We start from the raw sequence: 21,311 nt of genomic DNA, 5'->3' as shown, positions 1-21,311 counted from the left end.
TAATGATGAACGATTATTTAGTAAAGGCGCTTGCATATGACGGAAATATCAGAGCATATGCAGTCCGTACAACTGAAACAGTTTCAGAAGCGCAGCGCCGTCATCAAACATGGCGTACAGCATCTGCTGCGCTTGGCCGCGCGATGACCGCAGGTGTTATGATGGGAGCAATGCTTAAGGGTGAAGATAAATTAACGGTAAAAATAGATGGCGGCGGCCCAATTGGTGTGATACTGGTTGATAGTAACGCCAAGGGTGAGGTTCGCGGATATGTTACGAATCCGGAAATTGATTTTGAATCAAATGAACACGGGAAGCTTGATGTCCGCCGTGCAGTCGGAACAACGGGTACGATGTCTATTGTAAAGGATGTAGGGCTTCGTGACTTTTTCTCCGGTCAGGTTCCCATTGTTTCAGGTGAACTGGGGGAAGACTTTACTTATTATTTTGCAACCTCCGAGCAATTGCCCTCTTCTGTTGGGGTTGGAGTCCTAGTGAATCCTGATGATAGTATTTTGGCAGCAGGAGGATTTATTTTCCAATTAATGCCCGGTACAAAGGAAGAAACAATTAGTAAATTGGAAGAACGGTTAAAAACGATTCCCCCGATATCTAAGTTAATTGAAAAAGGCTTAACTCCTGAAGAGATTTTAGAAGAGCTTTTTGGCAAGGAACATCTGAAGATCCTCGAAACGATGCCTGTAAGCTTCACATGCAATTGTTCTAAGGAGCGTTTTTCAGATGCCATTGTCAGTTTAGGTGTTGCTGAAATTGAAGATATGATTAAAGAAGATGGACAGGCAGAGGCGCATTGTCATTTTTGCAATGAAAAATATCATTTTTCAAAGGAAGAATTAGAGAAATTAAAGGAAGAGGCGAAATAAGCTTTCACATTGGGGGAGGAGCAGTTGTTGAGGAGAAAGCAGCTTTGGCTTGTTATCGCAGCTCTTTTCATGCTCAATTGTCTTACGGTTGTCTTTTTTCTATCAAAAGAAAATAAGGCAAATGGGGCAGGCTTAAGCGAAGAGACTGTGGCCACAGTGGGAAAAAGTACAATTTCAAGACAAGATTGGCTTAATGAATTAGCAGCCAGATATGGAAAAGATGTCTTAAAAGAAATGATTGACCAAAAAGTAATTAAAGAAATGGCAGCAAAATATACTATAAAAATATCTGATCAAGATGTTGAACGGGAATTCAGGATACTTCAAACAAACTATAATTCTTCTTCCCAAAATAAAAGTTCTGATGATAAAAATTGGAAAGATCAAATTCGCAATAGCCTTCTTTTAGAAGAATTATTGACAAAAGATGTTGTTGTCTCCAATAAAGAACTAAAAAGTTATTATGAAAAAAATAAAGAACAATTCAATGTACCAACCGCTTATCATTTAGCACAAATAATTGTCAAAACAAAAGAAGAGGCACAAGAGGCGATTAAAGAGTTATCTCAAGGCTCAAATTTTTCTGCTTTAGCTATGGAACGCTCTGTCGATGAGTTTTCAGCTAATGAAGGCGGCGATATTGGTTATATTAGTGATGATGACGACCGCTATCCTTCTGAATATATTAACACAGCAAAGACGTTAAAGGATGGGGCTTATAGTGACCCGATTAAGGTTGATAAAGGATACGCCATCTTAAAGCTTGAAGGAAAAATAAACGGAAAGAAATATTCATTTGATGCTGTAAAAGAGCAAATTCGCCGGCAAATTGCGCTTGAACAAATGAAAACACCTGAATCGGCAAGTACATTTTGGAATGAAGCCAAGGTCGATTGGTTTTATGGAAACAAAGAAGCACAGAAGTAGATTTTCTGTGCTTTCTTTTTTGAAAATTTTCAAAAAAATTAGTGCTAAATAATTGACAAACGGAGTATTAAACTGGTAAATTTAATAATATAAATCCAATCAAATTACTCGGAATAGGGGTGCTCTTAATGGTTCGTGTTGCAAATTCAGTTGCCGAGTTAGTCGGCCAAACTCCAATTGTGAAATTAAACAGATTAGTAGATGAAAATAGTGCCGAGGTATATTTAAAGCTTGAATATTTCAACCCCGGCAGCAGTGTAAAGGACCGTATCGCATTAGCTATGATTGAAGCGGCTGAAGAACAAGGTTTAATTAAACCCGGCGAAGATACGATCATTGAGCCTACAAGTGGAAACACCGGTATCGGTCTTGCGATGATTGCTGCAGCAAAAGGATACAATGCTGTATTTGTTATGCCTGAAACGATGAGTTTAGAAAGACGGAACCTCCTTCGTGCATACGGTGCTGAGCTTGTTTTGACTCCAGGACCGGAAGGAATGAAAGGTGCTATTGCCAAAGCGGAAGAGCTTGTAAAGGAACATGGTTATTTCTTGCCGCAGCAATTTAAAAACGAAGCAAACCCTGAGGTACATAGACGTACTACGGGCAAAGAGATTGCTGAACAAATGGATCAACTAGATGCCTTTGTATCAGGTATTGGAACAGGCGGTACAATTTCAGGTGCAGGTACTGTTCTTCGTGAAAAATTCCCTAATGTTAAAATTTATGCAGTAGAGCCAAAGGATTCACCAGTTCTATCAGGTGGAAAACCAGGCCCGCATAAGCTTCAAGGGCTTGGCGCAGGGTTTATTCCTGACACACTAGATACCAAAATTTATGATGAAGTTATTCTAGTAGGCACAGAAGAAGCATTTGAAGCTTCTCGCCAGGCAGCAAGAGAAGAAGGTATTCTTGGCGGGATTTCTTCGGGAGCAGCTGTTGCTGCTGCTGTAAAAGTTGCAAAGGAACTTGGTAAAGGTAAAAAGGTACTTGCGATTATTCCGGATAATGGCGAACGTTATTTAAGCACACCGCTTTACCAATATGATGTAGAATAAAACGAAAAAGAGGCTTTGGCTATTTGGCCGAGGCTTCTTTTTTTTGCATTGTAAATGAAACCATCTTAAACTTCATGTATGATGAAAAGAGAAAAAAAGCTTAGCATAGGAGGATAAAGGGATGAACACAGCTTATGAACATAAAATCCAATGCGGCCCATTTACCTTAGATTATCAAAAAAAGACGGTTGTCATGGGAATATTAAATATTACTCCCGACTCGTTTTCAGATGGCGGTAAATTCAATGCAGTGGACCTGGCAGTAAAACATGCAGACGAAATGGTGAGGAATGGTGCTGATATTATCGATATTGGCGGTGAATCAACTCGCCCCGGATTTGCAGCTGTTTCCGTAGAAGAGGAGCTTAATCGGGTTATCCCTATCATTAAAGCCATTTCTAAACAGGTTCCGGTTCCGATTTCTATTGATACATATAAAGCGGAAGTTGCTAAACAAGCAATTGAAGCAGGAGCCCATATAATCAATGATGTATGGGGAGCTAAAGCTGATGATAAAATGGCACACGTTGCAGCAGAGTATGATGTCCCGATTATCTTAATGCATAACCGTCATGACAGGAACTACTCCTTATTTATAAGGGATGTTATCAATGATCTGTATGAAAGCATCACGATCGTAAAAAATGCCGGAGTGAAGGATAAGAATATTATTTTGGATCCTGGCATCGGTTTTGCAAAAGACTATCAAGAAAATATTCAAATGATGCAAAACTTAGATAGGCTTACAATGATTGGTTATCCTGTTCTTTTGGGGACTTCAAAAAAATCTATGATTGGACAGGCATTAAACCTTCCTGTTAACGAAAGAATGGAGGGCACGGGAGCAACCGTTTGTTTTGGAATCCAAAAAGGGTGTCAGATTATCCGGGTACATGATATTAAGGAAATGAGCAGAATGGCCAAAATGATGGATGAATTGATGGGAAAAGGTGATATCATTGGATAAAATATATGTAAATGGAATGGAATTTTACGGATATCACGGTGTATTCCCGGAAGAGAATCGATTAGGACAACGTTTTAGTGTTGACTTAACGGTTTCCTTGGATTTGAAAAAAGCAGGGGAAACGGACGAATTAGTGTATTCAGTTAATTATGGTGAACTATTTCGGGTATGCAAAGAGATTGTGGAGGGAAAACCCAAAAAATTAGTCGAAGCTATTGCGGAAAAAATAGCAGATTGTGTATTGCAGGAATTCCCTGCCATAACTGAGGTCACGGTAAAGGTAATTAAACCCGACCCGCCAATACCGGGTCATTACAAGTCTGTTGCAGTAGAAATTACGAGGAGTAGATAATAATGGGAAATTCAGCATTTATTTCTCTTGGCTCGAATATGGGAATCCGTTATGATTATTTAATGAATGCAATCAGGCTTTTGATTAATTATCCTGGAATTCAGTTGGTAAATTACTCCTCTGTTTATGAAACAGATCCTGTCGGCTATGAGGAACAGGATTTATTTTTAAATATGGTAATTGAGATAAAGACTGAGTACACCGCTCAGGAATTATTAGATATATGTTTAAAAATAGAGTTGGAACTTGGGAGAAAGAGGGAAATTAAATGGGGTCCCAGAACAATAGACCTTGACATTCTCCTTTATAACCAAGAAAATATTGAAACAGAGAAGCTTACAGTTCCTCATCCTCGGATGCTGGAGAGAGCTTTCGTCATGATTCCGCTTTTGGAAATTCGTCATGACATTCTTATTCCGGAAATGGAAAAACCTTTTGAGACATACTTAAATGAATTACCTAATAAAGAAGGAGTCCGAATATGGAAGCGGAAAAATGGGGAAGACGTATTCGCGCCTATCGAAAGCTAAAGGGTTTTACCCAGGAAAGCTTTTCGAGGGAACTAGGTGTATCAGTATCGATTTTAGGAGAGATTGAAAGAGGAAACCGTCTGCCTGCAGATGACTTTCTAGAAAAAATAGCACGATCCTTAAAGGTCAGTATAGAAGAATTAGAGCCAAAGGAATAAAGAAGGAGGGTGTTTTATGTTAAAAATCGGCGATATTGAAATGAAAAATCCAGTCGTCCTGGCACCAATGGCCGGTGTATGTAACTCTGCCTTCCGTTTAACGGTAAAAGAGTTTGGTGCAGGTCTCGTTTGTGCCGAAATGGTTAGTGATAAAGGAATCGTTTATAAAAATGAAAAAACGATGAATATGCTCTATATTGACGAACGCGAAAAACCGCTCAGCCTGCAAATTTTTGGCGGTGAAAAAGAAACGCTTGTCGAAGCAGCAAGATTTGTAGATAAAAATACGAATGCGGATATTATTGATATTAATATGGGCTGCCCGGTTCCGAAGATTACTAAGTGTGATGCAGGAGCAAAGTGGCTTCTTGACCCGAATAAAATTTATGAAATGGTTTCTGCTGTTGTAGATGCGGTTGATAAGCCGGTAACTGTGAAAATGCGGATGGGTTGGGATGATCAGCATATCTATGCTGTTAAAAATGCCCAAGCCGTTGAACGGGCTGGCGGAAAGGCGGTTTCCCTCCATGGCCGGACACGTGTCCAAATGTACGAAGGTAAAGCGAACTGGGACATTATTCGTGAAGTAAAACTATCGATAAATATTCCGCTCATCGGAAACGGTGATGTTCAAACACCGCAGGATGCCAAAAGAATGTTGGATGAAACAGGTGTTGACGGCGTTATGATTGGCAGAGCTGCCTTAGGAAACCCGTGGATGATCTACCGTACCGTTCAATTCCTGGAAACCGGCAAATTGATGGGTGAGCCATCCGTCCGTGAAAAAATCGATGTTTGTATCCTGCATTTAGATCGCTTAATTGCTTTGAAAAATGAGGATATTGCCGTACGTGAAATGCGTAAACATGCTGCTTGGTATTTAAAAGGGGTACGGGGAAACGGAAATGCGCGTAATGCCATCAATGAATGTAATTCCCGCGACGACTTAGTGTCACTGCTAAATGGTTTAGTCATAGAGGCGGAAGAACCGGAACAAAGCCAATTAATTGTAGGTTGAATTTGACTTTTTATGCCTGCTTTTTTATACTATTTTTGTTTATGAGAGAAACTGCCAGTGAAATAACTGGCAGTTTTTATTCTATTTTGAACTTTTTTGATGTCTGAACACGTAAGTTTGTGTAAAATAATAAAGTATGCAAAAAAAGTGATCGCGGTTAGTTAAGCGTTATTACATAATAAGAAATTATTGGAGTTGATGAGGAATGAGTCAGGAAGAATTAAATGACCAATTAAGGGTCAGACGCGAAAAAATGAATACCATGCGTGAAAATGGTCTTGATCCATTTGGGAAGCGTTTTGACAGAACAAATAGTACAAACGAATTAATTGAACAATACGGTGAATTGGAAAAAGAAGAGCTTGAAACTAAGAATGTTTCTGTTACTCTTGCCGGACGTATCATGACAAAGCGGGGGAAAGGAAAAGCCGGTTTTGCACATATTCAAGATTTAACAGGTCAAATTCAAGTATATGTAAGACAGGATGCAATCGGTGAAGATCAGTATAAAGTATTTGATTCAGCTGATTTGGGAGACATCATTGGGGTAACCGGGACACTTTTTAAAACAAAAGTGGGAGAACTATCGGTAAAAGTACAAAGCTTTGAGTTTTTAACAAAAGCTCTTCGCCCATTACCTGATAAATTCCATGGCCTTAAGGATGTTGAACAGCGGTACCGTCAACGTTACTTGGATTTAATCATGAGCGGGGAAAGTAAGAAGACTTTTATTACCCGCAGCCGTATTATACAATCGATGCGCCGTTATTTAGATGACCATGGCTATTTAGAAGTAGAAACACCGATGATGCATGCTATTGCCGGCGGCGCCTCTGCCCGTCCGTTTATCACGCATCACAATGCACTGGATATGCCGCTATTTATGCGTATCGCGATTGAACTTCACCTAAAACGATTAATTGTTGGCGGTCTCGAAAAAGTATATGAAATTGGCCGTGTATTCCGAAATGAAGGTGTTTCAACCCGCCATAATCCGGAATTTACAATGATTGAACTTTATGAAGCATATGCTGATTACAGGGATATCATGAGTCTTACCGAAAATCTAATAGCCCATATTGCACAAGAAGTGCTGGGAACAACAACCGTTCAATATGGTGATTATGAAGTAGATCTTAAACCTGAATGGAAAAGGCTTCATATGGTAGATGCCATTAAAGAATTTACGGGTGTAGATTTTTGGAAAGAGATGAGTGTTGAAGAAGCACGGGAACATGCAAAAGAACATGGTGTAGAAATAAACGACCATATGCTTTACGGTCATATTGTAAATGAATTTTTCGAGCAAAAGGTAGAAGAAAAGCTTATTCAACCAACATTTATCTATGGACATCCTGTTGAAATCTCACCTCTAGCGAAGAAAAACGATGCAGATCCAAGATTTACGGATCGCTTTGAGTTATTTATCGTTGCCCGTGAGCATGCCAATGCATTTACAGAGCTAAACGACCCAATTGATCAAAGAGAACGTTTTGAAGCACAGTTGAAAGAAAGAGAGCAAGGAAACGACGAAGCCCATATGATGGATGATGACTTTGTAGAAGCATTAGAGTATGGTATGCCGCCTACTGGAGGTTTAGGAATCGGTATTGACCGTTTGGTAATGTTATTAACTAACTCTCCGTCTATTAGAGATGTACTATTATTCCCGTTAATGCGTCATCGTTGATAGTCAATTTTAAAAGCGCCTATTTCATCGGCGCTTTTTTGTTTTTTCAGCAATTCTTTCAAACTGAACAGTTAGAATATTTTTACTTTGAATTTTATGTATAAAAAACAAAAAAAGCTATTGCGCCCCGTGATTAATGGTGGTATATTAATATCTGTTGTTGCGAAATAACAACGAAACAAAAAATAATTCAAAAAAGTTATTGACTTCTGGTTGGTGACTTGGTATGATTAAAAAGTCGCTTTTGGGCGACGAAGTAAATTGCTCTTTGAAAACTAAACAAACAAAATCGTGCAAACAAACAATAACTATTAGTGGAACTTTCGTAAGAAAGTGAAGCTAAGCCAACGTAACAAATGAGCTAATCAACTTTCTTGGAGAGTTTGATCCTGGCTCAGGACGAACGCTGGCGGCGTGCCTAATACATGCAAGTCGAGCGAATCATTAGGAGCTTGCTCCTGATGATTAGCGGCGGACGGGTGAGTAACACGTGGGCAACCTGCCTGTAAGACTGGGATAACTTCGGGAAACCGGAGCTAATACCGGATAATCCTTTTCCTCACATGAGGAAAAGCTGAAAGATGGTTTCGGCTGTCACTTACAGATGGGCCCGCGGCGCATTAGCTAGTTGGTGAGGTAACGGCTCACCAAGGCGACGATGCGTAGCCGACCTGAGAGGGTGATCGGCCACACTGGGACTGAGACACGGCCCAGACTCCTACGGGAGGCAGCAGTAGGGAATCTTCCGCAATGGACGAAAGTCTGACGGAGCAACGCCGCGTGAGCGATGAAGGCCTTCGGGTCGTAAAGCTCTGTTGTTAGGGAAGAACAAGTACCGGAGTAACTGCCGGTACCTTGACGGTACCTAACCAGAAAGCCACGGCTAACTACGTGCCAGCAGCCGCGGTAATACGTAGGTGGCAAGCGTTGTCCGGAATTATTGGGCGTAAAGCGCGCGCAGGCGGTCCTTTAAGTCTGATGTGAAAGCCCACGGCTCAACCGTGGAGGGTCATTGGAAACTGGGGGACTTGAGTGCAGAAGAGGAAAGTGGAATTCCACGTGTAGCGGTGAAATGCGTAGAGATGTGGAGGAACACCAGTGGCGAAGGCGACTTTCTGGTCTGTAACTGACGCTGAGGCGCGAAAGCGTGGGGAGCAAACAGGATTAGATACCCTGGTAGTCCACGCCGTAAACGATGAGTGCTAAGTGTTAGAGGGTTTCCGCCCTTTAGTGCTGCAGCTAACGCATTAAGCACTCCGCCTGGGGAGTACGGCCGCAAGGCTGAAACTCAAAGGAATTGACGGGGGCCCGCACAAGCGGTGGAGCATGTGGTTTAATTCGAAGCAACGCGAAGAACCTTACCAGGTCTTGACATCCTCTGACACCCCTAGAGATAGGGCTTTCCCCTTCGGGGGACAGAGTGACAGGTGGTGCATGGTTGTCGTCAGCTCGTGTCGTGAGATGTTGGGTTAAGTCCCGCAACGAGCGCAACCCTTGATCTTAGTTGCCAGCATTCAGTTGGGCACTCTAAGGTGACTGCCGGTGACAAACCGGAGGAAGGTGGGGATGACGTCAAATCATCATGCCCCTTATGACCTGGGCTACACACGTGCTACAATGGATGGTACAAAGGGCTGCAAAACCGCAAGGTCGAGCCAATCCCATAAAACCATTCTCAGTTCGGATTGTAGGCTGCAACTCGCCTACATGAAGCCGGAATCGCTAGTAATCGCGGATCAGCATGCCGCGGTGAATACGTTCCCGGGCCTTGTACACACCGCCCGTCACACCACGAGAGTTTGTAACACCCGAAGTCGGTGGGGTAACCGTAAGGAGCCAGCCGCCTAAGGTGGGACAGATGATTGGGGTGAAGTCGTAACAAGGTAGCCGTATCGGAAGGTGCGGCTGGATCACCTCCTTTCTAAGGATATATGCCGGACATATGAGCCGGACAAAACAGTTTGTTTGAAACACGTTCTTTGTTTGTTTAGTTTTGAGAGAGCAATTCTCTCGAAGCTTTTTTTATTCGTTCTTTGAAAACTGGATAATCGTAAAGAAGAAGTCAAAGTAAGAACCGAGTTATAGGGAAAAATGCAGTTCAATTTTTCCTTGCCATTTTAGTTTTCTCTCTTATTAAGTAAGAGAAATAAACCTTTTAGGTTAAGTTAGAAAGGGCGCACGGTGAATGCCTTGGCACTAGGAGCCGATGAAGGACGGGACTAACACCGATATGCTTCGGGGAGCTGTAAGTAAGCTTTGATCCGGAGATTTCCGAATGGGGAAACCCGCTGTTCGTAATGGAACAGTATCTTTACCTGAATACATAGGGTATGGAAGGCATACCCGGGGAACTGAAACATCTAAGTACCCGGAGGAAGAGAAAGCAAACGCGATTCCCTGAGTAGCGGCGAGCGAAACGGGACATAGCCCAAACCAAGAGGCTTGCCTCTTGGGGTTGTAGGACACTCAACATGGAGTTACAAAGGAACGGGGTAGATGAAGCGATCTGGAAAGGTCCGTCATAGAAGGTAAAAACCCTGTAGTTGAAACTTCGTTCCCTCCTGAGTGGATCCTGAGTACGGCCGGACACGTGAAATCCGGTCGGAAGCAGGGAGGACCATCTCCCAAGGCTAAATACTCCCTAGTGACCGATAGTGAACCAGTACCGTGAGGGAAAGGTGAAAAGCACCCCGGAAGGGGAGTGAAATAGTTCCTGAAACCGTGTGCCTACAAGTAGTCAGAGCCCGTTTATGGGTGATGGCGTGCCTTTTGTAGAATGAACCGGCGAGTTACGATTACATGCAAGGTTAAGTTGAAGAGACGGAGCCGCAGCGAAAGCGAGTCTGAATAGGGCGAATGAGTATGTGGTCGTAGACCCGAAACCAGGTGATCTACCCATGTCCAGGGTGAAGTCCAGGTAACACTGGATGGAGGCCCGAACCCACGCACGTTGAAAAGTGCGGGGATGAGGTGTGGGTAGCGGAGAAATTCCAATCGAACTTGGAGATAGCTGGTTCTCTCCGAAATAGCTTTAGGGCTAGCCTCACGTAGTAAGAGTCTTGGAGGTAGAGCACTGTTTGGACTAGGGGCCCTCATCGGGTTACCGAATTCAGACAAACTCCGAATGCCAAAGACTTATCCGTGGGAGTCAGACTGCGAGTGATAAGATCCGTAGTCAAAAGGGAAACAGCCCAGACCACCAGCTAAGGTCCCAAAGTATACGTTAAGTGGAAAAGGATGTGGAGTTGCTTAGACAACCAGGATGTTGGCTTAGAAGCAGCCACCATTTAAAGAGTGCGTAATAGCTCACTGGTCGAGTGACTCTGCGCCGAAAATGTACCGGGGCTAAACGTATCACCGAAGCTGTGGATTGACATCGTTGATGTCAGTGGTAGGAGAGCGTTCTAAGGGCGTTGAAGTCAGACCGTAAGGACTGGTGGAGCGCTTAGAAGTGAGAATGCCGGTATGAGTAGCGAAAGATGAGTGAGAATCTCATCCACCGAATGCCTAAGGTTTCCTGAGGAAGGCTCGTCCGCTCAGGGTTAGTCGGGACCTAAGCCGAGGCCGAAAGGCGTAGGCGATGGACAACAGGTTGATATTCCTGTACCACCTCTTTATCGTTTGAGCAACGGGGGGACGCAGGAGGATAGGGTAAGCGCGCTGTTGGATATGCGCGTCTAAGCAGTTAGGCTGCAAGCGAGGCAAATCCCGCTTGCGTGAAGGCTGAGCTGTGACAGCGAGGGAAATTTAGTACCGAAGTTCCTGATTCCACACTGCCAAGAAAAGCCTCTAGCGAGATAAAAGGTGCCCGTACCGCAAACCGACACAGGTAGGCGAGGAGAGAATCCTAAGGTGAGCGAGAGAACTCTCGTTAAGGAACTCGGCAAAATGACCCCGTAACTTCGGGAGAAGGGGTGCTCTTTGGGGTGAATAGCCTCGAAGAGCCGCAGTGAATAGGCCCAGGCGACTGTTTAGCAAAAACACAGGTCTCTGCGAAGCCGCAAGGCGAAGTATAGGGGCTGACGCCTGCCCGGTGCTGGAAGGTTAAGAGGAGGGGTTAGCCTTAAAAGCGAAGCTCTGAATCGAAGCCCCAGTAAACGGCGGCCGTAACTATAACGGTCCTAAGGTAGCGAAATTCCTTGTCGGGTAAGTTCCGACCCGCACGAAAGGCGTAACGATCTGGGCACTGTCTCAACGAGAGACTCGGTGAAATTATAGTACCTGTGAAGATGCAGGTTACCCGCGACAGGACGGAAAGACCCCGTGGAGCTTTACTGTAGCCTGATATTGAATTTTGGTACAGCTTGTACAGGATAGGTAGGAGCCGTAGAAGCCGGAGCGCTAGCTTCGGTGGAGGCGTCGGTGGGATACTACCCTGGCTGTATTGAAATTCTAACCCGCACCCCTCATCGGGGTGGGAGACAGTGTCAGGTGGGCAGTTTGACTGGGGCGGTCGCCTCCTAAAGAGTAACGGAGGCGCCCAAAGGTTCCCTCAGAATGGTTGGAAATCATTCGTAGAGTGTAAAGGCACAAGGGAGCTTGACTGCGAGACCTACAAGTCGAGCAGGGACGAAAGTCGGGCTTAGTGATCCGGTGGTTCCGCATGGAAGGGCCATCGCTCAACGGATAAAAGCTACCCCGGGGATAACAGGCTTATCTCCCCCAAGAGTCCACATCGACGGGGAGGTTTGGCACCTCGATGTCGGCTCATCGCATCCTGGGGCTGTAGTCGGTCCCAAGGGTTGGGCTGTTCGCCCATTAAAGCGGTACGCGAGCTGGGTTCAGAACGTCGTGAGACAGTTCGGTCCCTATCCGTCGTGGGCGCAGGAAATTTGAGAGGAGCTGTCCTTAGTACGAGAGGACCGGGATGGACGCACCGCTGGTGTACCAGTTGTCTTGCCAAAGGCATCGCTGGGTAGCTATGTGCGGACGGGATAAGTGCTGAAAGCATCTAAGCATGAAGCCCCCCTCAAGATGAGATTTCCCATAGCGTCAAGCTAGTAAGAACCCTGAAAGATGATCAGGTTGATAGGTCAGAGGTGGAAGCGCGGTGACGTGTGGAGCTGACTGATACTAATCGTTCGAGGACTTAACCAAGTCATATATATATGAACAAGGTGAACTCGTTTTTACCAAACTTCTTCTGCATTATCCAGTTTTGAGGGAATGAAACCTCAAAGAAAATAGCCTGGCAGCAATGGCGAGAAGGTCACACCCGTTCCCATACCGAACACGGAAGTTAAGCTTCTCAGCGCCGATGGTAGTTGGGACTTTGTCCCTGTGAGAGTAGGACGTTGCCAGGCTTATATTGTGGAGGATTAGCTCAGCTGGGAGAGCATCTGCCTTACAAGCAGAGGGTCGGCGGTTCGAGCCCGTCATCCTCCACCATATATGCCGGTTTAGCTCAATTGGTAGAGCAACTGACTTGTAATCAGTAGGTTGGGGGTTCAAGTCCTCTAGCCGGCACCATTTTTTTGAGCCATTAGCTCAGTTGGTAGAGCATCTGACTTTTAATCAGAGGGTCGAAGGTTCGAGTCCTTCATGGCTCACCAGAGTTTTTTGCGATAGCAAAATAACTTACCATAATGCGGGTGTGGCGGAATTGGCAGACGCACCAGACTTAGGATCTGGCGCCGCAAGGCGTGGGGGTTCGACTCCCTTCACCCGCACCAAAGTTTTTAGGGAAAGCAAAATAACTTACTATAATGCGGAAGTAGTTCAGTGGTAGAACACCACCTTGCCAAGGTGGGGGTCGCGGGTTCGAATCCCGTCTTCCGCTCCAAGCAGTGCCGGGGTGGCGGAACTGGCAGACGCACAGGACTTAAAATCCTGCGGTAGGTGACTACCGTACCGGTTCGATTCCGGTCCTCGGCACCAAAGTTTTTTGCGATAGCAAAATTACTCTCAAAATAATGCGCCCGTAGCTCAATTGGATAGAGCGTCTGACTACGGATCAGAAGGTTATGGGTTCGACTCCTTTCGGGCGCGCCATTATAAATCGGGAAGTAGCTCAGCTTGGTAGAGCACTTGGTTTGGGACCAAGGGGTCGCAGGTTCGAATCCTGTCTTCCCGACCATTCATTTTCAATAACATACGGGGCCTTAGCTCAGCTGGGAGAGCGCCTGCTTTGCACGCAGGAGGTCAGCGGTTCGATCCCGCTAGGCTCCACCAAAAAAAAACAAAAATAATATATTGACAAGGTTGATATACTTTGTTATTATATTAAAGTCGCACTTGCGACATGATATTGTTCTTTGAAAACTAAACAAACAAGACGTGTAAACAAACAATAAACATTAGCAGATCTTTCGTAAGAAAGTGAAGCTAAGCCAACGTAACAAATGAGCTAATCAACTTTCTTGGAGAGTTTGATCCTGGCTCAGGACGAACGCTGGCGGCGTGCCTAATACATGCAAGTCGAGCGAATCTTTAGGAGCTTGCTCCTGAAGGTTAGCGGCGGACGGGTGAGTAACACGTGGGCAACCTGCCTGTAAGACTGGGATAACTTCGGGAAACCGGAGCTAATACCGGATAATCCTTTTCCTCACATGAGGAAAAGCTGAAAGACGGTTTCGGCTGTCACTTACAGATGGGCCCGCGGCGCATTAGCTAGTTGGTGAGGTAACGGCTCACCAAGGCGACGATGCGTAGCCGACCTGAGAGGGTGATCGGCCACACTGGGACTGAGACACGGCCCAGACTCCTACGGGAGGCAGCAGTAGGGAATCTTCCGCAATGGACGAAAGTCTGACGGAGCAACGCCGCGTGAGCGATGAAGGCCTTCGGGTCGTAAAGCTCTGTTGTTAGGGAAGAACAAGTACCGGAGTAACTGCCGGTACCTTGACGGTACCTAACCAGAAAGCCACGGCTAACTACGTGCCAGCAGCCGCGGTAATACGTAGGTGGCAAGCGTTGTCCGGAATTATTGGGCGTAAAGCGCGCGCAGGCGGTCCTTTAAGTCTGATGTGAAAGCCCACGGCTCAACCGTGGAGGGTCATTGGAAACTGGGGGACTTGAGTGCAGAAGAGGAAAGTGGAATTCCACGTGTAGCGGTGAAATGCGTAGAGATGTGGAGGAACACCAGTGGCGAAGGCGACTTTCTGGTCTGTAACTGACGCTGAGGCGCGAAAGCGTGGGGAGCAAACAGGATTAGATACCCTGGTAGTCCACGCCGTAAACGATGAGTGCTAAGTGTTAGAGGGTTTCCGCCCTTTAGTGCTGCAGCTAACGCATTAAGCACTCCGCCTGGGGAGTACGGCCGCAAGGCTGAAACTCAAAGGAATTGACGGGGGCCCGCACAAGCGGTGGAGCATGTGGTTTAATTCGAAGCAACGCGAAGAACCTTACCAGGTCTTGACATCCTCTGACACCCCTAGAGATAGGGCTTTCCCCTTCGGGGGACAGAGTGACAGGTGGTGCATGGTTGTCGTCAGCTCGTGTCGTGAGATGTTGGGTTAAGTCCCGCAACGAGCGCAACCCTTGATCTTAGTTGCCAGCATTCAGTTGGGCACTCTAAGGTGACTGCCGGTGACAAACCGGAGGAAGGTGGGGATGACGTCAAATCATCATGCCCCTTATGACCTGGGCTACACACGTGCTACAATGGATGGTACAAAGGGCTGCAAAACCGCAAGGTCGAGCCAATCCCATAAAACCATTCTCAGTTCGGATTGTAGGCTGCAACTCGCCTACATGAAGCCGGAATCGCTAGTAATCGCGGATCAGCATGCCGCGGTGAATACGTTCCCGGGCCTTGTACACACCGCCCGTCACACCACGAGAGTTTGTAACACCCGAAGTCGGTGGGGTAACCGTAAGGAGCCAGCCGCCTAAGGTGGGACAGATGATTGGGGTGAAGTCGTAACAAGGTAGCCGTATCGGAAGGTGCGGCTGGATCACCTCCTTTCTAAGGATATATGCCGGACATATGAGCCGGACAAAACAGTTTGTTTGAAACACGTTCTTTGTTTGTTTAGTTTTGAGAGAGCAATTCTCTCGAAGCTTTTTTTATTCGTTCTTTGAAAACTGGATAATCGTAAAGAAGAAGTCAAAGTAAGAACCGAGTTATAGGGAAAAATGCAGTTCAATTTTTCCTTGCCATTTTAGTTTTCTCTCTTATTAAGTAAGAGAAATAAACCTTTTAGGTTAAGTTAGAAAGGGCGCACGGTGAATGCCTTGGCACTAGGAGCCGATGAAGGACGGGACTAACACCGATATGCTTCGGGGAGCTGTAAGTAAGCTTTGATCCGGAGATTTCCGAATGGGGAAACCCGCTGTTCGTAATGGAACAGTATCTTTACCTGAATACATAGGGTATGGAAGGCATACCCGGGGAACTGAAACATCTAAGTACCCGGAGGAAGAGAAAGCAAACGCGATTCCCTGAGTAGCGGCGAGCGAAACGGGACATAGCCCAAACCAAGAGGCTTGCCTCTTGGGGTTGTAGGACACTCAACATGGAGTTACAAAGGAACGGGGTAGATGAAGCGATCTGGAAAGGTCCGTCATAGAAGGTAAAAACCCTGTAGTTGAAACTTCGTTCCCTCCTGAGTGGATCCTGAGTACGGCCGGACACGTGAAATCCGGTCGGAAGCAGGGAGGACCATCTCCCAAGGCTAAATACTCCCTAGTGACCGATAGTGAACCAGTACCGTGAGGGAAAGGTGAAAAGCACCCCGGAAGGGGAGTGAAATAGTTCCTGAAACCGTGTGCCTACAAGTAGTCAGAGCCCGTTTATGGGTGATGGCGTGCCTTTTGTAGAATGAACCGGCGAGTTACGATTACATGCAAGGTTAAGTTGAAGAGACGGAGCCGCAGCGAAAGCGAGTCTGAATAGGGCGAATGAGTATGTGGTCGTAGACCCGAAACCAGGTGATCTACCCATGTCCAGGGTGAAGTCCAGGTAACACTGGATGGAGGCCCGAACCCACGCACGTTGAAAAGTGCGGGGATGAGGTGTGGGTAGCGGAGAAATTCCAATCGAACTTGGAGATAGCTGGTTCTCTCCGAAATAGCTTTAGGGCTAGCCTCACGTAGTAAGAGTCTTGGAGGTAGAGCACTGTTTGGACTAGGGGCCCTCATCGGGTTACCGAATTCAGACAAACTCCGAATGCCAAAGACTTATCCGTGGGAGTCAGACTGCGAGTGATAAGATCCGTAGTCAAAAGGGAAACAGCCCAGACCACCAGCTAAGGTCCCAAAGTATACGTTAAGTGGAAAAGGATGTGGAGTTGCTTAGACAACCAGGATGTTGGCTTAGAAGCAGCCACCATTTAAAGAGTGCGTAATAGCTCACTGGTCGAGTGACTCTGCGCCGAAAATGTACCGGGGCTAAACGTATCACCGAAGCTGTGGATTGACATCGTTGATGTCAGTGGTAGGAGAGCGTTCTAAGGGCGTTGAAGTCAGACCGTAAGGACTGGTGGAGCGCTTAGAAGTGAGAATGCCGGTATGAGTAGCGAAAGATGAGTGAGAATCTCATCCACCGAATGCCTAAGGTTTCCTGAGGAAGGCTCGTCCGCTCAGGGTTAGTCGGGACCTAAGCCGAGGCCGAAAGGCGTAGGCGATGGACAACAGGTTGATATTCCTGTACCACCTCTTTATCGTTTGAGCAACGGGGGGACGCAGGAGGATAGGGTAAGCGCGCTGTTGGATATGCGCGTCTAAGCAGTTAGGCTGCAAGCGAGGCAAATCCCGCTTGCGTTAGGCTCGAGCTGTGACAGCGAGGGAAATTTAGTACCGAAGTTCCTGATTCCACACTGCCAAGAAAAGCCTCTAGCGAGATAAAAGGTGCCCGTACCGCAAACCGACACAGGTAGGCGAGGAGAGAATCCTAAGGTGAGCGAGAGAACTCTCGTTAAGGAACTCGGCAAAATGACCCCGTAACTTCGGGAGAAGGGGTGCTCTTTGGGGTGAATAGCCTCGAAGAGCCGCAGTGAATAGGCCCAGGCGACTGTTTAGCAAAAACACAGGTCTCTGCGAAGCCGCAAGGCGAAGTATAGGGGCTGACGCCTGCCCGGTGCTGGAAGGTTAAGAGGAGGGGTTAGCCTTAAAAGCGAAGCTCTGAATCGAAGCCCCAGTAAACGGCGGCCGTAACTATAACGGTCCTAAGGTAGCGAAATTCCTTGTCGGGTAAGTTCCGACCCGCACGAAAGGCGTAACGATCTGGGCACTGTCTCAACGAGAGACTCGGTGAAATTATAGTACCTGTGAAGATGCAGGTTACCCGCGACAGGACGGAAAGACCCCGTGGAGCTTTACTGTAGCCTGATATTGAATTTTGGTACAGCTTGTACAGGATAGGTAGGAGCCGTAGAAGCTGGAGCGCTAGCTTCGGTGGAGGCGTCGGTGGGATACTACCCTGGCTGTATTGAAATTCTAACCCGCACCCCTCATCGGGGTGGGAGACAGTGTCAGGTGGGCAGTTTGACTGGGGCGGTCGCCTCCTAAAGAGTAACGGAGGCGCCCAAAGGTTCCCTCAGAATGGTTGGAAATCATTCGTAGAGTGTAAAGGCACAAGGGAGCTTGACTGCGAGACCTACAAGTCGAGCAGGGACGAAAGTCGGGCTTAGTGATCCGGTGGTTCCGCATGGAAGGGCCATCGCTCAACGGATAAAAGCTACCCCGGGGATAACAGGCTTATCTCCCCCAAGAGTCCACATCGACGGGGAGGTTTGGCACCTCGATGTCGGCTCATCGCATCCTGGGGCTGTAGTCGGTCCCAAGGGTTGGGCTGTTCGCCCATTAAAGCGGTACGCGAGCTGGGTTCAGAACGTCGTGAGACAGTTCGGTCCCTATCCGTCGTGGGCGCAGGAAATTTGAGAGGAGCTGTCCTTAGTACGAGAGGACCGGGATGGACGCACCGCTGGTGTACCAGTTGTCTTGCCAAAGGCATCGCTGGGTAGCTATGTGCGGACGGGATAAGTGCTGAAAGCATCTAAGCATGAAGCCCCCCTCAAGATGAGATTTCCCATAGCGTCAAGCTAGTAAGAACCCTGAAAGATGATCAGGTTGATAGGTCAGAGGTGGAAGCGCGGTGACGTGTGGAGCTGACTGATACTAATCGTTCGAGGACTTAACCAAGTCATATATATATGAACAAGGTGAACTCGTTTTTACCAAACTTCTTCTGCATTATCCAGTTTTGAGGGAATGAAACCTCAAAGAAAATAGCCTGGCAGCAATGGCGAGAAGGTCACACCCGTTCCCATACCGAACACGGAAGTTAAGCTTCTCAGCGCCGATGGTAGTTGGGACTTTGTCCCTGTGAGAGTAGGACGTTGCCAGGCAAGAATAAAGGATAACCCGATATGGGGTTGTCCTTTTTTGTCGTTTAGGAAACTATAAAATAATTGCAAATCTAATAGTTAAAGTAAAAAATGTTAAAAATCGTACAAAATTTTCACATCGCTTACCCCATTCAACAAAACAAAAGAAACCAACAAAAATTCTACCTAACTAAACAAACCCCCAATAAATAAAAACTTCCACGTTTCACAACCGCGAGATTTGGAGAAAATCATTAGTATAGAATCGTTGCAACTGCATAAAATTTTCAGTATAATTTATGTCAAATATAGTCAAAGTCAGATAGGGGGTGGGAAGATGAGAAACATCTCCGATATTATTGAGAATTATTTAAAACAAGTTTTAGAAATGAGTGAGCAGGACCTTGTTGAAATTAAACGAAGTGAAATTGCTGATAAATTTCAATGTGTTCCCTCGCAAATTAATTATGTAATTAATACACGATTTACGATTGAAAGAGGATATATTGTAGAAAGTAAACGAGGCGGCGGGGGCTATATTCGGATTATGAAGGTTCAATCGCATGATTTAGCCCATTTAATTGACCATTTGCTGTCACTTTTTCAAAGCAGAATAAGTCAGACAAGTGCAGAAGATGTCATCGTTAGATTAGTTCAAGAGGAAATAATAACAAAGAGGGAAGCGAAAATAATGCTTAGCGTTATTGATCGCTCTGTTTTATACATTGATCTTCCGTACCGCGATGAATTACGGGCAAGAATGCTTAAAGCAATGTTAACTACTTTAAAATATAAATAAATTATGCACGCCGGAGAGGTGAAAAAAATGATTTGCCAAGAATGTAATCAAAGGCCTGCAGCACTGCATTTTACAAAAATCATTAACGGCGAAAAGACAGAAGTACATCTTTGTGAAAAGTGTGCTCAGGAAAAAGGAGATATGTTTATCTTCAGTGGAGGTTCCGGTTTCGCTTTTAATAATCTACTAGCAGGCTTACTAAATCTTGATCCATCCATTCAAAAACAAAATGAAAATCCATTCCATCAAGAAGAGATTCTTCAATGTAATCAATGTTCTATGACATTTCCACAGTTTGTTAAGGTAGGCCGCTTCGGCTGTGCTCATTGTTATGACACATTTAAGGAACAGCTTAAACCGGTGTTAGGTCGTCTTCATAGTGGAAATTGGTCACATAATGGTAAAATACCGAAGAGAATTGGCGGAGGCATTCATCTTCGAAAACAGATTGAAGACCTGAAAAATGAACTGAAGGAATCAATCTCACATGAAGAGTTTGAAAAGGCAGCTGAGATTCGGGATGAAATTCGCACATTAGAAAAGAAATTAACGGGTAGCCATGGAGAGGAGGGAGAATAACGTGTCGCTTGAACGTTTTCTTAATCAAGCTGTCAGCTCATGGATGAGCGCAGAAGGACCTGATTCAGATATTGTCCTAAGTTCCCGAATCCGTTTAGCCCGAAACTTTGAGGACTATAAATTTCCAACACTCTTTACGCATGAAGAAGCAAAAAAAATCATTTTAACAATGGAAGAAATTTTAAGCCGTTCTGGTTTTAAAAAGTTTGGGCAAATGGAATTATTGAAAATAGGTGAAATGCAGCCACTTCAGAAAAGGGTATTAGTTGAAAAACATTTAATTAGTCCCCATTTAGCTGAAGATTCTCCATATGGAGCTGTCTTAGTAACTGAAAATGAAGAAGTTAGTATTATGATTAATGAAGAGGACCATATACGGATTCAATGCCTATTCCCCGGATTACAATTATCGGAAGCATTGGATACAGCCAATGAAATAGATGATTGGCTTGAAAATCATATACAGTACGCATTTGATGAGAAATACGGCTATCTTACCAGCTGTCCGACGAATGTAGGAACAGGTCTTCGGGCTTCCGTTATGATGCACTTGCCGGGATTGATTTTAACACAGCAAATTAATCGGATTATACCCGCAATTAATCAATTAGGGCTGGTTGTTAGAGGAATTTACGGGGAAGGCAGCGAAGCTTTAGGTAATATCTTTCAAATTTCCAACCAAATCACCCTTGGTAAATCGGAAGAGGATATTGGACGTGATCTGAAGGGAGTTGTTAGCCAGCTAATTTCACAGGAAAGGTCCTCACGTGAAGCATTACGGAAAACTTCTAACATACAATTAGAAGACAGAGTGTACCGATCATATGGAGTATTAACAAATAGCAGAATTATTGAAACTAAAGAAGCAGCAAGATGTCTATCTGATGTTCAGCTTGGAATTGATATGGGCTTTATTAACAATATGCCCAAAAATATATTAAATGAATTAATGATTCTGACACAGCCCGGTTTTCTCCAGCAATATGCAGGCGGCCCGCTAAGGCCAAATGAAAGAGATATCAGAAGGGCTGCATTAATTAGAGAACGACTAAAAATGGAATAAGAAAATGGTGAGGAGGAAG

12 protein-coding genes, 9 tRNA genes and 6 rRNA genes are annotated in these 21,311 nt (G+C 45.4%); all 27 read left to right on the top strand.

The features are described from left to right. The first annotated feature begins 5 nt into the window (after positions 1 to 5). The 27 genes from hslO to mcsB all read left to right on the top strand — a co-directional run bounded on the left by hslO (position 6) and on the right by mcsB (position 21,292). Complete coding sequence (hslO, locus tag AC3ANV_RS27095; RefSeq protein ID WP_488314348.1) at positions 6 to 884, top strand: Hsp33 family molecular chaperone HslO; 879 nt, start codon at positions 6 to 8, stop codon at positions 882 to 884. A gap of 27 nt (positions 885 to 911) precedes the next feature. Continuing rightward, on the top strand, positions 912 to 1,811 hold the full coding sequence (locus AC3ANV_RS27090; protein ID WP_488311603.1) for a peptidyl-prolyl cis-trans isomerase: 900 nt from the start codon (positions 912 to 914) through the stop codon (positions 1,809 to 1,811). Positions 1,812 to 1,939: 128 nt separating this feature from the next. Then, positions 1,940 to 2,869 carry a cysteine synthase A gene (gene cysK / locus AC3ANV_RS27085; protein WP_488311602.1) on the top strand — a complete coding sequence of 310 codons (930 nt, stop codon included), beginning with the start codon at positions 1,940 to 1,942 and terminating at the stop codon, positions 2,867 to 2,869. Between the two features lie 121 nt (positions 2,870 to 2,990). Next, positions 2,991 to 3,836, top strand: coding sequence for a dihydropteroate synthase (gene folP, locus AC3ANV_RS27080; RefSeq protein WP_488311601.1), 846 nt, complete (start codon positions 2,991 to 2,993; stop codon positions 3,834 to 3,836). Then, complete coding sequence (gene folB, locus AC3ANV_RS27075) at positions 3,829 to 4,188, top strand: dihydroneopterin aldolase (RefSeq protein WP_488311600.1); 360 nt, start codon at positions 3,829 to 3,831, stop codon at positions 4,186 to 4,188. Before folP ends, folB begins: the two co-directional genes overlap by 8 nt. A 2-nt stretch (positions 4,189 to 4,190) precedes the next feature. After that, the gene (gene folK, locus AC3ANV_RS27070; RefSeq protein ID WP_488311599.1) at positions 4,191 to 4,718 is read left to right on the top strand and encodes a 2-amino-4-hydroxy-6-hydroxymethyldihydropteridine diphosphokinase; all 528 of its coding nucleotides are present in this window, start codon (positions 4,191 to 4,193) and stop codon (positions 4,716 to 4,718) included. Continuing rightward, positions 4,670 to 4,876, top strand: coding sequence for a helix-turn-helix domain-containing protein (locus tag AC3ANV_RS27065; RefSeq protein ID WP_488311598.1), 207 nt, complete (start codon positions 4,670 to 4,672; stop codon positions 4,874 to 4,876). The genes folK and AC3ANV_RS27065 overlap by 49 nt, the downstream gene beginning before the upstream one ends. A gap of 16 nt (positions 4,877 to 4,892) precedes the next feature. Then, positions 4,893 to 5,894 carry a tRNA dihydrouridine synthase DusB gene (gene dusB, locus AC3ANV_RS27060; protein ID WP_488311597.1) on the top strand — a complete coding sequence of 334 codons (1,002 nt, stop codon included), beginning with the start codon at positions 4,893 to 4,895 and terminating at the stop codon, positions 5,892 to 5,894. A 205-nt stretch (positions 5,895 to 6,099) separates the two neighbouring features. Further along, complete coding sequence (gene lysS, locus AC3ANV_RS27055) at positions 6,100 to 7,584, top strand: lysine--tRNA ligase (RefSeq protein ID WP_488311596.1); 1,485 nt, start codon at positions 6,100 to 6,102, stop codon at positions 7,582 to 7,584. Between the two features lie 371 nt (positions 7,585 to 7,955). Further along, positions 7,956 to 9,505: ribosomal RNA gene (locus AC3ANV_RS27050) — 16S ribosomal RNA — on the top strand. A 237-nt stretch (positions 9,506 to 9,742) separates the two neighbouring features. Continuing rightward, a 23S ribosomal RNA gene (locus AC3ANV_RS27045) occupies positions 9,743 to 12,681 on the top strand. A 90-nt stretch (positions 12,682 to 12,771) separates the two neighbouring features. Continuing rightward, a 5S ribosomal RNA gene (gene rrf / locus AC3ANV_RS27040) occupies positions 12,772 to 12,887 on the top strand. Positions 12,888 to 12,896: 9 nt separating this feature from the next. Beyond that, positions 12,897 to 12,972: transfer RNA gene (locus AC3ANV_RS27035), tRNA-Val, on the top strand. A 5-nt stretch (positions 12,973 to 12,977) separates the two neighbouring features. Continuing rightward, positions 12,978 to 13,053 (top strand) — tRNA-Thr (locus AC3ANV_RS27030). A 7-nt stretch (positions 13,054 to 13,060) separates the two neighbouring features. Then, positions 13,061 to 13,136 (top strand) — tRNA-Lys (locus AC3ANV_RS27025). Positions 13,137 to 13,171: 35 nt separating this feature from the next. Beyond that, positions 13,172 to 13,256: transfer RNA gene (locus tag AC3ANV_RS27020), tRNA-Leu, on the top strand. 35 nt (positions 13,257 to 13,291) lie between these two features. Continuing rightward, a tRNA-Gly gene (locus AC3ANV_RS27015) sits at positions 13,292 to 13,366 on the top strand. 6 nt (positions 13,367 to 13,372) lie between these two features. Further along, positions 13,373 to 13,461: transfer RNA gene (locus AC3ANV_RS27010), tRNA-Leu, on the top strand. A 37-nt stretch (positions 13,462 to 13,498) separates the two neighbouring features. Continuing rightward, a tRNA-Arg gene (locus AC3ANV_RS27005) sits at positions 13,499 to 13,575 on the top strand. Between the two features lie 8 nt (positions 13,576 to 13,583). Beyond that, positions 13,584 to 13,660: transfer RNA gene (locus tag AC3ANV_RS27000), tRNA-Pro, on the top strand. 19 nt (positions 13,661 to 13,679) lie between these two features. Next, a tRNA-Ala gene (locus AC3ANV_RS26995) sits at positions 13,680 to 13,755 on the top strand. A gap of 185 nt (positions 13,756 to 13,940) precedes the next feature. Further along, positions 13,941 to 15,490: ribosomal RNA gene (locus AC3ANV_RS26990) — 16S ribosomal RNA — on the top strand. A 237-nt stretch (positions 15,491 to 15,727) separates the two neighbouring features. Then, positions 15,728 to 18,666 (top strand): 23S ribosomal RNA (locus tag AC3ANV_RS26985). A 90-nt stretch (positions 18,667 to 18,756) separates the two neighbouring features. Beyond that, positions 18,757 to 18,872, top strand: a 5S ribosomal RNA gene (rrf, locus tag AC3ANV_RS26980). Together the 16S, 23S and 5S rRNA genes with 9 tRNA genes alongside form the textbook arrangement of a ribosomal RNA operon. A 316-nt stretch (positions 18,873 to 19,188) precedes the next feature. Beyond that, entirely contained in the window at positions 19,189 to 19,650 is a 462-nt protein-coding gene (locus tag AC3ANV_RS26975; protein WP_488311595.1) for a CtsR family transcriptional regulator, read from the top strand. Positions 19,651 to 19,677: 27 nt separating this feature from the next. Then, positions 19,678 to 20,229, top strand: a complete 552-nt coding sequence (gene mcsA / locus AC3ANV_RS26970) for a protein-arginine kinase activator protein McsA (protein WP_488311594.1) — start codon at positions 19,678 to 19,680, stop codon at positions 20,227 to 20,229. A 1-nt stretch (position 20,230) separates the two neighbouring features. Beyond that, positions 20,231 to 21,292: a protein-arginine kinase McsB gene (mcsB, locus tag AC3ANV_RS26965; protein ID WP_488311593.1), complete on the top strand. Its 1,062-nt coding sequence runs from the start codon at positions 20,231 to 20,233 to the stop codon at positions 21,290 to 21,292. Positions 21,293 to 21,311: the final 19 nt, after the last annotated feature.

It is taken from the genome of Neobacillus sp. DFD-2R, assembly GCF_057747865.1.
Note: the sequence above shows the minus strand (reverse complement) of the source record. Positions and strands in the feature narration are given on the sequence as shown.